At 72.7% G+C, this 12750-nt stretch carries 11 protein-coding genes; 6 read left to right on the top strand and 5 right to left on the bottom strand.

Features of this window, described 5'->3' with window-relative positions; translation table 11 throughout:
- Nucleotides 1-141 precede the first annotated feature (141 nt).
- From ACWDBE_RS15320 to ACWDBE_RS15310, 3 genes are read left to right on the top strand one after another with little or no spacing between them, the layout of a single operon-like run.
- Nucleotides 142-528: a hypothetical protein gene (locus ACWDBE_RS15320; RefSeq protein WP_449808235.1), complete on the top strand. Its 387-nt coding sequence runs from the start codon at nt 142-144 to the stop codon at nt 526-528.
- Entirely contained in the window at nt 525-935 is a 411-nt protein-coding gene (locus tag ACWDBE_RS15315; protein ID WP_449808234.1) for a hypothetical protein, read from the top strand. The genes ACWDBE_RS15320 and ACWDBE_RS15315 overlap by 4 nt, the downstream gene beginning before the upstream one ends.
- 34 nt (nt 936-969) lie before the next feature.
- The gene (locus ACWDBE_RS15310; protein WP_449793460.1) at nt 970-1635 is read left to right on the top strand and encodes a hypothetical protein; all 666 of its coding nucleotides are present in this window, start codon (nt 970-972) and stop codon (nt 1633-1635) included.
- Between the two features lie 110 nt (nt 1636-1745).
- On the opposite strand, the gene ACWDBE_RS15305 is transcribed toward ACWDBE_RS15310, so the two are convergent.
- Nucleotides 1746-3839: a sensor histidine kinase gene (locus ACWDBE_RS15305; RefSeq protein ID WP_449793459.1), complete on the bottom strand. Its 2094-nt coding sequence runs from the start codon at nt 3837-3839 to the stop codon at nt 1746-1748.
- Nucleotides 3840-4042: 203 nt separating this feature from the next.
- Between ACWDBE_RS15305 and ACWDBE_RS15300 the strand changes: the two genes are divergently transcribed.
- Nucleotides 4043-4735, top strand: a complete 693-nt coding sequence (locus ACWDBE_RS15300) for a response regulator (RefSeq protein WP_449793458.1) — start codon at nt 4043-4045, stop codon at nt 4733-4735.
- Nucleotides 4736-4820: 85 nt separating this feature from the next.
- Here ACWDBE_RS15300 and ACWDBE_RS15295 read toward each other — a convergent pair whose 3' ends face one another.
- Nucleotides 4821-6521, bottom strand: a complete 1701-nt coding sequence (locus tag ACWDBE_RS15295; protein WP_449793457.1) for an acyl-CoA dehydrogenase family protein — start codon at nt 6519-6521, stop codon at nt 4821-4823.
- Between the two features lie 123 nt (nt 6522-6644).
- A complete protein-coding gene (locus tag ACWDBE_RS15290) occupies nt 6645-7208 on the bottom strand; it encodes a PadR family transcriptional regulator (RefSeq protein ID WP_449793456.1) in 564 nt (187 codons plus the stop codon).
- Between the two features lie 185 nt (nt 7209-7393).
- On the opposite strand from ACWDBE_RS15290, the gene ACWDBE_RS15285 reads away from it, so the two are divergent.
- Nucleotides 7394-7867, top strand: a complete 474-nt coding sequence (locus ACWDBE_RS15285; protein WP_449793455.1) for an SPW repeat protein — start codon at nt 7394-7396, stop codon at nt 7865-7867.
- Between the two features lie 171 nt (nt 7868-8038).
- Here the strand turns inward: ACWDBE_RS15285 and ACWDBE_RS15280 are convergent, their stop codons facing one another.
- Together ACWDBE_RS15280 and ACWDBE_RS15275 are read right to left on the bottom strand one after the other, a co-directional pair.
- Nucleotides 8039-9445: a class II fumarate hydratase gene (locus tag ACWDBE_RS15280; RefSeq protein WP_449793454.1), complete on the bottom strand. Its 1407-nt coding sequence runs from the start codon at nt 9443-9445 to the stop codon at nt 8039-8041.
- Nucleotides 9446-9631: 186 nt separating this feature from the next.
- Nucleotides 9632-10420: a carbon-nitrogen hydrolase family protein gene (locus ACWDBE_RS15275; protein WP_449793453.1), complete on the bottom strand. Its 789-nt coding sequence runs from the start codon at nt 10418-10420 to the stop codon at nt 9632-9634.
- A 365-nt stretch (nt 10421-10785) separates the two neighbouring features.
- Between ACWDBE_RS15275 and ACWDBE_RS15270 the strand changes: the two genes are divergently transcribed.
- A complete protein-coding gene (locus ACWDBE_RS15270) occupies nt 10786-12741 on the top strand; it encodes a cholesterol oxidase substrate-binding domain-containing protein (RefSeq protein ID WP_449808233.1) in 1956 nt (651 codons plus the stop codon).
- Nucleotides 12742-12750 lie beyond the last annotated feature (9 nt).

The raw sequence follows: 12750 nt of genomic DNA, 5'->3' as shown, positions 1-12750 counted from the left end.
GGGATCGGGTCGGGAGCCGTCCGGGATCGGGTCGGGAGCCGGACGGGACGACACCCCCGTGTGGCCGGGACAGTGGGCGGCGCACGGTGGATCGCGTAGGCGGGCCGCAGAGCCCGCCCACGAGCGGAAGGAGCGCCCGTCATGTCGGGCACCGTCATCACCGACCTGCGCCGCCGAGGCGCCGTCGACCCCGGCCGCCTGCTCGCCGGACCGCTGCGCGGCGTCGGCCTGCAACGGCTCGACCCGGGCTGGTGCACCGAGTTGGTCGCCGACGGCATCGAGCACGCGATCTACGTCACCGCCGGCTCCGGGCTCGCCGAGCTGCCCGAGAGCGCCGTGCACCCGGACAACCCGGACCACCCGGATCACCCGGAGCGCGCCGGGGCCGGCCTCCCGCTGGTCGAGGGCACCGCGGTGGTACTGCCGCTCGGCTCGCGGACCGTCCTGACCGCCGGGACGGCGGGCCTGGAGTTCTTCCACGCCTTGCTCGCCGTCCCGCTCCCCTCCCGAGGAGGTGACCCCAGGTGATCGTCACCACCGACACCGGCGCGGCCATGGTCCTCATCGGCCCGAACGGCGAGCGCGTACGGATCCGCTCCCTGGCTCGGAGCCCGATGCTCGCCAGCGCCTGCGAGGCCTTCGACCACCTGCGCCTGAGCCCGGGCGCCCACCACGTCCTCCCGGGCCGGCCCGACACCGAGACCGTCCTGCACGTGCTGCGCGGCGCCGCCGTCGTCGGCCGACTCTCCGACGAGCCCGAGCACCTGGCCTCCGAAGGAGACCTGCTGCTGGCCCGCCGCGGCCGCGCCCTGCACCTCGAAGCCGGGCCGCTCGGTGCGGAGCTGCTCTGCCTGACCCTCGCCGTACCCCGGCACTCCGCCGGCACCCGGGCCGCCCCGGCCCGGCGCCGCGCCACCCGCCGGAACCGGCCCTGACCGGTCCCACCAGTCCTCGTCGGAGGAACCCCTCGTGATACTCGTCCCCGCCGCCGTTCCCCGCACCGCGCCCGCGTTCCAGCGGCTGATCGACCCCGAGCAGCGGCCGGCCGTCCGCGCCGGACTCACTGTCGAGGCGCTGCCGCCGGGCGTCCGGGTCGAACAACTCCCGTACAAGTCCGTCGAGTCGGTGACCGTGGTGCTCTCCGGCCGGCTGTTCGCGGCCGGCCGGATCCTCTCCCCGGGCGAGGCCCTGCACCACCGGCCCGGCACCTCCTACCGGCTCACCGCCGTCCGCGGCACACCGACCGCCGTGCTCACCGTCCGCCCCAACCCCGCCAGGGCCGCCATCCCGACCCAGCGATCGGACTCGGCGCCCGCCCGGAACTGGCGCCAGGTCGACGTGGGCACCGTCCGCCTCGCCCCGGGCACCACCTGCGGCCCGTACACGGACCGCTCGGCCGACACCTTCCTGCTGCTCCTCTCCGGGGCCGCCGTCTTCCTCGGCGAACTCGGTGAAGTACCGCTGATCCCCGGCGACCTGGTCTACGCCAGGGCGGGCGAGCGGTACGGCCTGCGGGCCGGGCGGCGCGGACCGGTCACCGCCGTTCTCGGCCGCGTCGGCGCCCCCGGCGCCGGAGCGGCGCCGGAGCGGGAGGACGGGCCCACGCGCCTGGGGCAGGTCGATCCGCAGAGTTGAGAGAACAGGGCGACCTGCAAGTCGTCGAGACGGATGACAGATGACGGATGACAGATGACGGATGACAGATTTTGAAATCTGTCATCCGCCCGTCATCCGTCATCCGTCATTCAACTGTTCCTGGTCATCGGAGAGCGCGGCAGTACGGCCACCACCTGGGTTCCCCCGTCATCCGGCAGCGACCGGATGGTGCACCGGCCGCCGACCTCCGCCGCCCGTTCCGCCATCGACCGCATTCCGACTCCGCCGCCACCCGTTCGCAGACGCTGGTCGGCCTGGTACCCCACGCCGTCGTCATGCACGATCAGTGTCAGTTCCTCCGCGTCCACCCGCAGCGTCACACGCGCTGTTCGAGCTCGGGCATGCCGCAACACGTTGTTGAGCGCCTCTGCCGTGATGCGGTACGCCGTGTTCTCCACTACCGCCGGCAGGTCCGGTAGTGGATCCGATGACAGCTCCACCGTCACGGTCAGCCCGGTCCCGCTGAAGGTCTCCGCGAGTCGGCGTACCGCTCGCGTCAGACCGAACTCGCAGACCGGCGCGGGCCCGAGCCGGTCGGTGATCCGGCGGACCTCCTTGATCGCCAGCCCCAGGCCGTCCGACACCTTGTGCAGGGTGCCCGCGAGCCTGCCGTCGGCCTCCGAGCCCGCATTGTCCACCTGCAGTCGCAGTCCGGCCAGGGCCGGCCCGAGCCCGTCATGGATGTCGCGCCTCAGCCACCGCCGTTCCTCCTCCCGCGCGGAGACGATCTGTTCCCGGCTGGCTCGAAGGTCCTCCTGGAGCCGAAGCGAGGCGACTGCCGGTGAGGCCTGGTCGGCGAGCGAACGCAGGATGTCGACGTCGCTGGCGTCCAGTCGCTGCTCGCCGGAGCGCAGGCCCACGGTCAATGTGCCGATCTTCATCCCGTTATGGAACAGCAGGAAGTCCTGGCTGAGTCCGCCCAGTCTTCCGGTCGTGGCCAGGGTGCGGTGCCCGGACTGGGTGATGACGGAGAGGGCGACTCCGGGCAGTCGTAGTTCCTCGGCGACCGTTGAGCACAGTGTCTCCGGAATGTGCTCCGGATCGACGACCTGCCGCAACCTCCCGGCGAGCGTGCGCAACACCTGGTACGGCTGTGCGCGCTTGCCGAAGTACAGCCGGTCGACCAGGGCGACGGCTCCCCGCGCCGCACGGGGCAGTGCCGCGCCGAGCGCGTACACCAGGGCGATCAACACCAGGGCTGCCGCGCCGTGGCCAGGGACCAGCCAGTTGGACAGCACGGCGGCGGCCACCACGAACAGCCCGGTGACGCCTGTGCCCAGCAACAGCCCGATCAGGACATTGCGGGCCGCTCTGTCGAGCCGCCAGCCGTGATGCTGCACGACCAGGAAACCCACGACGGCCCAAACCAGACCCGCGACGGCGTAGAGCACATAGGTGAGCCAGAAGTGCACACTCGACAGCCGGGCGTACAGGGCCTCGGTCGCAGCGAAGAGCGAATACGTTCCGAGCATCGCCAGCACCCGGAACCGGCGCCTGCGAGTCACTTCCGCGTCGCTGCCCCGGCTGCGGGATCGCAGCATTCGAGTCAACAGGACGACCGCCAGGAACCCGAGGAGGCAGTCGTTGATCAGCCGGTCGTGGTCGGCCCAGGTGCCGGCGACGGTGCTGAAGAAGCGTGCCGGAGGGGTGCCCGCCAGCGGATTCGGCCGTCCGAAGGAATGCGGACGGTCGAGCAGCGCAGCCGCGGCCGGAACCGTGTACAGCGAGACGGCCGCGATGTACCACCACCATCGTCGGGTCGTCAGCCGACCGTTCGGTAGCCATAGCGGTAGCGCGTAGATGATCGTCGAGCTGACCGCAAGGCCGATCACCTCGACGACCAGGATGGCGCCGATGAGGCCGGGGGCAGTGACCTCGACCCAGGCCGGTGCGGTCGGGGCGAGGGTCAGGACGAAGCTCAAGGCCCACATCAGGAAGACCCAGCCGAGCGGGCTGCCGGGGCGGTGGGCATGCAGCAGCATGCCCGAGGCGGCGGCCGGAAGGATGGCGAGCAGGTTGAGGAGTGCGTCCCGGGGGACGGACACGCCCGGATCGCCCAGGTGCACGAGCACGTAGCAGATCCACAGCGTCGCGACGATGAAGCAGACCGCCGTGACGACCGCGGCGGCGGTCAGTTGCCGCTCGGCCCGCGTGCGGTGCGGATGAGAGATCGCCGTGGCCATGGCATCACCTCTTGGACGGGCTCGGTCGACAGGGCACCGGTCCCGGGGACCCAAGCCTCGGCGGCCCGGTGTCCCGGGTGCCTGAGGCACCGGTCTCGGATCCTGGCGCAGGCGGGCCGACACGCCGAGGGGTTCACCAGCATGTCACGGAAAGTCATGCTATCGCCGCTGATAGTGTCGCCCGCGTGGATGAGGAGCAGCCAGTGGAACCTCCGGACCCCAGCACGGAAAGGGCCGTCCGTGTACTGATCGTCGATGACCACCCCCTCTTCCGGGAGGGCCTCCGGGCGGCCCTGGAGAGCACGGACGACATCTCGGTCGTCGCCGAGGCCGAGCGGGTCGCCGACGTCCCGCGGGCGGTCGCCCGGCACCGCCCGACCGTGGTGATCATGGACCTCTCGCTGCCCGACGGCTCCGGACTGGAGGCCGTCCGGCAGCTCGCCACCCAGGAAGCCCCGCCGCCGGTGCTGATGCTGACCATGTCGGACGACGACGGGAACCTGCTCGGCGCCCTCCAGGCGGGCGCGCGCGGCTACCTGGTCAAGGGCGCGGGCCGGGAGGAGGTGCTGCACGCGGTGCGGACGGTCGCGGCGGGCGGCGCGGTGTTCGGCGGCGAGGTGGCCGGGCGGATCACCGCCCTGCTGGCCGGGGCGAGGATGCGCGAGGCGGGACAGCTCTTTCCCGAGCTCACCGCCCGCGAGGCCGAGGTGCTGGACCTGGTCGCGCGCGGACTGGACAACCGGCGGATCGCCCGGGAGCTGGTGGTCGCCGAGAAGACCGTCCGCAACCACATCACCCACATCTTCGAGAAGCTGCACGTCGCGACACGCGCCGAGGCGGTCGCCCGGGCCCGCGACATGGGCCTCGGGGACGGCCGGTCCTCCCCGGAGAGGTGAACCGGGGGGTGCCGGCCCTCCCCGGAGGGATGAACCGGGGGTGCCGGCCCGCCGACCGGCACCCCCGGGGTCCTGCCGCGCGGCCCTACGGCTGCATCTCGTACGCGCCGGAGAGCGCCTCCACCCGCGCCCACACCCGCGCGTCCCGCGCCGGGTCGGCGACCGGGCGGCGCACGTTCGCCAGAGCCCAGGCAGCCTGCTCCTCGGTGGCGGAGGCCTTGCCGTGCAGCTCGGTGGCGTGCGCGGAGAAGTCGCGGACCAGCGCGTCGAAGATCCGGTCCAGGACGTCCGCGTCCAGGCCGGTCAGCTCGGCCTGCTCCAGCACCAGCTGTCCGTAGACGATCAGCGCGAACAGCTGGCCGATCTCCAGCAGGAAGTCCAGGTCCGCCTGCTGCTCCTTGCTCGGCGCGTTCTCAAGCAGCAACTCGCAGAAGCCGTCGGCCTGTTCGCGGAAGCGGGCGACGTTGGGCAGCTCGGCGTGGCGGTCGTAGGCGGCGCGCCAGTCGTGGAACCGGATCGCGCCGAGGCCGCGGGCGGGCCCCTGCCGGAACAGGAAGGCGTCGTCGGCGGCGTCCAGGCGGGTCGGCACGGGGGCGTAGTCGGCGGGCGCGAACAGGTAGTTGCCCATGAACTTGAGGATCAGCGCCAGGTTGACGTGGACGGTGCCCTCCAGCTTCGGCAGGCCGCGGATGTCCTTCGCGGCCTTGTCGAAGTAGGTGTCCGCCTCGAAGCCCTTGGCCGCGATGACGTCCCACATCAGGTCGATGACCTTCTCGCCCTCGGTGGTGACCTTCATCTTGGTCATCGGGTTGAACAGCAGGTAGCGGCGGTCCTCGGGGGAGGCGCTGCGGAAGTAGTCCACGGCCCGCGCGCTGAACAGCTTCATTGCCGCCAGGCGGACGTACGCGTCGGTCAACTCCCGCTTGACGTGCGGGAAGTCGGTGACCCGCCGGCCGTACAGCACCCGGTTGTGGGCGTGCGTGACGGCCTCGTACATCGCGTGCTCGCAGATGCCGACCGAGGCGGTGCAGAGGTTGAACTTGCCGACGTTGACGGTGTTCAGCGCGGCGTCGAAGGCGGCCTGGCCGGTGTGCAGCACGTCCTCGGCGCGCACCGGGTAGTCCTCCAGGCGGAACTCGCTGACGTACATCTGCGCGTTCACCACGTTCTTGACCAGGTGGTACGCGTCGTGGCGGCTGTCGGCGGCGAAGAAGACGTAGCCCTCCGGGCCCTCGACGTCCGAGCGGCGGCCGAACACCGAGACCAGGCCGGCCACGTTGCCGTTGCCGATGTAGTACTTGGAGCCGCTCGCGGTGAAGCCGCCCTCGCCGTCCGGGGTGAGGATCATGTCGGTGGAGTAGATGTCGGCGCCGTGGGTGCGCTCGGAGAGGCCGAAGGCCATCACGTGGCCGTCGGCGAGGAGCTTGGCGGCGCGGGCGCGGACGGCCTCGTTCTCGCTCTGCCAGACCGGGCCGAGGCCCAGGATGGTGACCTGCCAGGTGTACCAGTAGCCGAGGCCGTAGAAGCCGAGGATCTCGTTGAGCTCGGCGATCCGCGCGGTGTCCCAGCGCTTGTCGGAGTCGGCCGCGGCGGGGGTCAGGAACTCCGCGAACAGGCCCTCCTTCGCGGCGAAGTCCAGGAAGTCCGCGTACCAGCTGCGGTCGATGTAGGTGTCGATCAGCGCCTTCTTGCCGCGGGACTCGAACCAGTCCACCGTCGCGCGCAGCAGTCGGCGGGTCGGCTCGTCGAACTGTACGGGGTCGTAGCTTCGCGGGTTGAAGAGCATCGAGGGGCTCCCGGGGGTCGAGGGTGTGAGAGGTCGAGGGTGCGAAATGGGCGGCGAGCCGGCCTGCTGGCCAGCCTGACTGCTGGCCTGACTGCCGGTCGGACCGCCGGCCAGGCCGGTTGGTCAGGCCGGTTGGTCAGGCCGGTCGGTGGCGAGGCGGCGTAGGGTGGCGAGCACGTCGTCGAGCCAGGCGAGAGTCATCCGCTCGTACTCGATGCCGCCGCGCAGCACCACGTGCTGGAGCTGCTCGCGGGCGTCGAGCGCGGTGGTGTCGGGGAAGTCCCGCTGCTCGCCGTGCAGGTAGCGGGCGAGCAGGGCGGCGTGGCTCTCGCGGTGCCGTTCGACCTCGGAGACCAGCGCGGCCGGGTCGTCGAAGGCGGCGGCCCGGATCTTGACCGCGAGCTCGTGCCGGACGGTCTCCGGCTCGACGGGCTCGCGCAGCCAGCCGGCCAGTGCGGCGCGTCCGGCCTCGGCCGCCGAGTAGACCTTCTTGTCCGGGCGCCCGTCCTGGGGGACCTCCTGCGCGGCCACCCAGCCGTCCGCCTCCATCCGCCGCAGCACCCGGTAGATCTGCTGGTGGGTGGCGGTCCAGAAGCGTCCGATCGAGCGGTCGAAGCGCCGGGCCAGCTCGTAGCCGGAGCCGGGCTGCTCCAGCAGCGAGACGAGGATCGCGTGCTCCAGTGCCATGGCCCGCATCCTGCTATGCAACGAGTTGCATAGGCAATGGCGGCCCGGGCGGTTGAGACGCAGGTCACCGGCGTGATCGGATGGTTATCCACCATTCCCGGCCATCGGGTGCAAAACGGTGGATAAGGGCCAGAATGGGTACGGGGCAAGCGCCTTACCGGTTCCGACCACAGGAGGTGGTATCGGTGGCAACCCATATCCCGACGACGGGCATGGAGCACCATCCGGACATCGTCGAACTCCGCGAACGCTACGAGCGGGTCACTTCGACCCCCCGTGCCCAGGGCATCGAAGCCCTGGCCGTCCTGGCCGGTCTCTTCCTGGCAGCATCGCCATGGATCGTCGGCTTCACCGCGTACAACACCCTGACCGTGACCTGCCTGATCGTGGGTCTGGCCTACACGGCCCTCATGGCCGGCTACGGATCGGCCTACGAACGCACCCACGCGCGGGCCTGGGCGGCCGCCGCGCTCGGTGTCTGGACGATCATCTCCCCGTGGCTCGTCTCCGGGTCCGTCGCGCACGGCAAGAACATCGTGACCTGCATCATCGTAGGCGCCGTGATGTTCCTGCTCGGCCTCGCGGCGATCTCGATGGCGACCATGACGTCGAACGGAGCATCGATGCGGCGCGGCCGGGCCGGCCGCGCCAAGGGCTGATCTTCCCCACAGCCCATGACCGGGGCGCGGAGGGCCCAACCGCCCGCCGCGCCCCGGCGTGCGTCCCGACACGCCTGCCGGGACGGTGGCGCACACGCCTGCCGGGACGTCGGCCGCGCCCCGGCGTACGCCCCCGCGCGCGCCCCGGGCGCCGGCGTGGTCCGGCCCCCGTTACGGGTGCGTCATCCGCAGGACGTCCAGGGCCTCGTCCAGCTGCTCCCCGGTGAGCCTGCCCTGGTCGACGTAGCCGCGCTCCAGCACCACCTGACGGATCGTCTTGCGCTCGGCCAGCGCCTGCTTGGCGACCTTCGCCGCCTCCTCGTACCCGATGTAGCGGTTCAGCGGGGTCACCACCGAGGGCGAGGACTCCGCGTACTCCCGGGCCCGTTCGACGTTGGCGGTGACGCCGTCCACCGTCCGGTCGGCCAGCAGCCGGGCGCTGTTGGCGAGCAGCCGCACCGACTCCAGCACGTTGCGGGCGATCACCGGGAGCATCACGTTCAGCTCGAAGTTGCCGCTGGCACCCGCCAGTGTGACCGTCGCGTCGTTGCCCACCACCTGGGCGGCGACCATCAGCACCACCTCGGGCAGCACCGGGTTCACCTTGCCCGGCATGATCGACGAACCCGGCTGGAGGTCCGGCAGGTTGATCTCGCCGAGCCCGGTGCGCGGACCGGAGCCCATCCACCGCAGATCGTTCGCGATCTTCGTGAACCCGACCGCCACCGTGCGCAGTTGACCGCTCAGCTCGACCAGGGCGTCCCGCGCGCCCTGCGCCTCGAAGTGGTTGCGCGCCTCGGTCAGCGGCAGGCCGGTGGCGCGCGCGACCTCCGCGATGACGGCCGCCGGGAAGCCGGGCGGGGTGTTGATGCCGGTGCCCACTGCCGTTCCACCGAGCGGGAGTTCGGCCACCCGGGGGAGGGAGGCCAGCAGCCGCTCCCGCCCGTTCCGCACCTGCGCCGCGTAGCCGCCGAACTCCTGGCCGAGCGTGACGGGCGTGGCGTCCATCAGGTGCGTGCGGCCCGACTTGACCACCCCGGCGAACTCGGTGGCCTTGCGCTCCAGCGCCTCCGCGAGGTGCTCCAGTGCCGGGACCAGGTCGTGGGTGACGGCGGCGGTCGCGGCGATGTGGATCGAGGACGGGAAGACGTCGTTGGACGACTGGCTGGCGTTGACGTGGTCGTTCGGGTGGACCGGCCGGCCCAGCCGCTCCCCGGCCAGGGTGGCGATCACCTCGTTGGTGTTCATGTTGGAGGAGGTGCCCGAGCCGGTCTGGAACACGTCCACCGGGAACTGGTCGTCCCAGTGCCCCTCCGCGACCTCCTCGGCGGCCCCCGCGATCGCCTCCGCCGTCTCCTCGTCCAGCACCCCGAGCCGGGCGTTCACCCGGGCCGCGGCGGCCTTGATCCGGGCCAGCGCGGCGATGTGCGCCCGCTCCAGCCGCTGACCGGACACCGGGAAGTTCTCCACCGCCCGCTGCGTCTGCGCCTGCCACTTCGCGTCGGCCGGCACCCGGACCTCGCCCATCGAGTCGTGCTCGATCCGGTACTCCTGCGGCTTCGCCTGCTCGCCACTCATCGCGCGCTGCACCTCCTGTACGGGCCGGAGCGGCCCGGAACGGATCTTCGCTCACCACAGCCGCGCGCGGGGCCCGGGTATTTCCGCTCGGGCCGGGTTCTTCCGCTCGGGGGACTCGGTTCCGGCCAGCCGGCCGCCGGGGAACAGGTCGACGAGGGGCCTGCCCCCGAGGCCTACCGCCCGGGCCTACCGCCGGGGCAGCTCGGCGCGGACCAGCTCGCCCGGGGCACTGCCGGCCTGGACGACGAGGCCCCCGCCCGGGGCCCAGACACCGGAGCCGCCCGAGCTGTCCGGGTACTCGCCGGTGGCCCCGGCACAGGTCGCGAGCACGCACCACACCCCGTGGGCGGCGGCCCGGTCGCGGAAGTGGCCGTCCCGGCGCTCGGCCTGGGCGGCGCCGGGCCCGTAGAGGGTGGAGGCGACGTAGGCGTCGATGCCGAGCGCGGCGGTCTCCTCGGCGTGCGCCGGGTCGGCGGCGTCCGCGCAGACGGCGAGGCCGAGCCGCAGGCCGTCCAGCTCCAGGACGACGGGCTTCTCGCCGGGGGCGAAGCGCTCCACCTCGGCACCGTGCAGGCGCGTCTTCCGGTAGACGACCTCGGCGCCCTCCCCGGTGACCGCCAGCGTGGCGATGGACTCGCGCCCGTCGGCCTCGAGGACCGGCGCCCCGACCAGGGCGACGGCGCCGGTCGCGGCGCACGCCGCCACCAGCGGCGCGAGCCGGGCGTCCGCCGGGTCGACGGCCGGTGCGGCCAGGTCGTAGCCCGTCAGCGACAGCTCGGGGAACACCACCAGCCGGGTGCCCGCCTCGCGCACCGCCTCGGCGTGCCGGGCGACGTTCTCGGACACGGTGTCCGGACGGCCGGCGGCGGCGCAGAGGGGCTGGGCGACGGCGACGGTCAGCGCTCCGGGGACGGTCAGTGCTCCGGGCTCGGGACGCGCGGGTTGGGGGCGCGCGGGCTCGGGACGCGTGGGCACGGAAGAGTTCGCGGACGAGGGCATGGCGGAGCCTCCGGCGGGCGGGCGGGGTGATCGTGATCAACCTATGCGCCGGCCGAGCGGGCGGGCAACCGGGTCCGGGCGAGGAGCGGGGGCAGGTGGAACGGGTCTCCCGGGGTCGATCGGGCCGATCTCACTCGAAGGAGTGAGATCCCGGTCAGGCGCTTCAAACTGCCGCGCGCCCCTTCATACGCTCCCAACCGGGCCGGGCGGACTCCGGCCGGACCCGATCGCCGCAGCTCGGCCCGGGGGACCAGCACGAGGGGGCGGAGACGCGGATGACCACAGGACACGGCCCGACGGGCGGAACGGGCGGCGGGGCGAAACCGGACGGAATGGTCCCGATGAACGCCCGGACGGACGTACCGGTGAGGCCCCCGACGAGCACCCCCGGGGGCCTCACCCGTCGGCAGCTGCTGGGTGCGTCGGCGGCGCTCGGCGGCGCGGCGTGGCTGCTGCGCGGCACCGTCGGACCCGACAGTGCCGAGGCGGCCGCGCCCGTACCGCCCGGACTGCCCGCCGGCACCGAGCTCTACCAGCGGGTCTTCCAGAACTGGTCCGGCGAGATCCGCACCGACCAGCTGTGGACCTGCGCGCCCCGCACCCCCGAGGAGGTCCCGGCGCTGGCCGACTGGGCGCACGCCAACGGCTGGCGGCTGCGCGCCTCCGGCTACCGGCACACCTGGGCGCCGCTCACCGTCGCCGCCGGGACCCAGGAGAGCGCCCGGGTCCTGCTCGTCGACACCAGCCGGTACCTGACCGCCATCAGTGCCGACTCGGCCGACACCGTTCGGGTGCAGACCGGCGCCACCATGGAAGCACTGCTCGCCCACCTGGCCGACCGCGGCCTCGGCCTGACCGCCTGCCCGGCCCCCGGCGAGATCACCGTCGGAGGCGTGCTCGCCATCGGTGGCCACGGCACCGCCGTCCCGGCCGCCGGGGAAGTACGGCCTCAGGGCCACGGCTACGGCTCGGTCAGCAACCAGGTCGTCCGGCTCACCGCCGTCGTCCTCGACCCGGCCACCGGCCGTTACACGTTGCGCACCTTCGACCGCTCCGAGGCCGACAGCGCCGCCTTCCTGGTGCACCTGGGCCGCGCCTTCCTCACCGAGGTGGTGCTGCGGGCCGGCGCCGACCGGCCGCTGCGCTGCGTCAGCCGGCTCGACATCCCGGCGAGCGAGCTCTTCGCCCGCCCGGTCGCCGGAACGGGAGCCGGCGCCGGGGCCGGAGCCGGAGCCGGGAGCGGCGAGGGCGGTGGGCTCGGGGGTGTGCTCGGCGGGGTCGTCGGCGGCGTGCTGGGCGGAGTCCTCGGTACCGGGGGAGGCCCGCGCACCCTCGCCGACTTCGTGGAACGCGACGGACGGGTCGAGGCGATCTGGTTCGCCTACACCGAGTACCCGTGGCTCAAGACCTGGACCGTCACCCCGACGAAGCCGCTGGCCTCGTTGGCCGTCGACCACCCGTACAACTACCCCTTCTCGGACAGCGTTCCGGAGCCGGTCGCCCGGCTCGCCGGCGAGATCGTCACCGGCGCCTGGGCCTCGGCCCCGCTGTTCGGCCAACTCCAGTACCTGGTCGCGAAGGTGGCGCTCACGGGCGACATCACGGATGTCCTGCTCTCCGGTGACCTGCTGCGCCGGCTGCTGAGCGGCGAGGTGCTCACCCACCTGCTCGCGGGCGGACTGCGCTCCGACCTCTGGGGCCCCTCGCGCACCCTGCTCCAGTACGTCCGCCCGACCACCCTGCGGGTCACCGCCAACGGTTACGCGATCCACCTCAAGCGCGCCGACATCCAGTGGGCGGTCAGCGAATTCGCCGCCCACTACCGGGAGTTGCTCGCCACCTACCAGGCCCGAGGCGAGTTCCCGGTGAACGGCGCGGTGGAGATCAGGGTCACCGGCCTGGACGACCCGGCCTCCTCCGGTGCCCCCGGCGCCCGGCCCCCGCTGCTGTCCGCGCTGCGCCCGCGCGCCGACCGGCCCGACTGGGACACGGCGATCTGGCTGGACGTCCTGGCCTTCCCCGGCACGCCCGGACTGGAGCGCTTCGCCCGGGAGTTGGAGCAGTGGCTGCTGCGCACCTTCGACGGGACCAGGGCGGGCCTGCGGGTCGAGTGGTCCAAGGGCTGGGCGTACACCGACGAAGCCGCCTGGTCCGATCCCGACCTGCTCGGCCGGGTCATCCCCGACAGCCTGCGGGCGGGCGGCGGGCCGGGCTGGGACGAGGCGGTCGCCGTGCTGGACCGCCACGACCCGCACCGGGTGTTCGGAAACCCCTTCCTGGACGGCCTGTTGAAGTAGCCTCTCGCG

This window comes from Kitasatospora sp. NPDC001132, from assembly GCF_053598415.1.
This window is presented reverse-complemented; position numbering and strand designations above follow the sequence as displayed.

Excerpts from the sequence above, each read along its gene's own strand:
- ACWDBE_RS15280 (WP_449793454.1), bottom strand. The coding sequence starts at position 9,445 with ATGAGTGGCGAGCAGGCGAAGCCGCAGGAGTACCGGATCGAGCACGAC.
- ACWDBE_RS15295 (WP_449793457.1), bottom strand. The coding sequence starts at position 6,521 with ATGCTCTTCAACCCGCGAAGCTACGACCCCGTACAGTTCGACGAGCCG.
- ACWDBE_RS15290 (WP_449793456.1), bottom strand. The coding sequence starts at position 7,208 with ATGGCACTGGAGCACGCGATCCTCGTCTCGCTGCTGGAGCAGCCCGGC.
- ACWDBE_RS15320 (WP_449808235.1), top strand. The coding sequence starts at position 142 with ATGTCGGGCACCGTCATCACCGACCTGCGCCGCCGAGGCGCCGTCGAC.
- ACWDBE_RS15270 (WP_449808233.1), top strand. The coding sequence starts at position 10,786 with ATGAACGCCCGGACGGACGTACCGGTGAGGCCCCCGACGAGCACCCCC.
- ACWDBE_RS15305 (WP_449793459.1), bottom strand. The coding sequence starts at position 3,839 with ATGGCCACGGCGATCTCTCATCCGCACCGCACGCGGGCCGAGCGGCAA.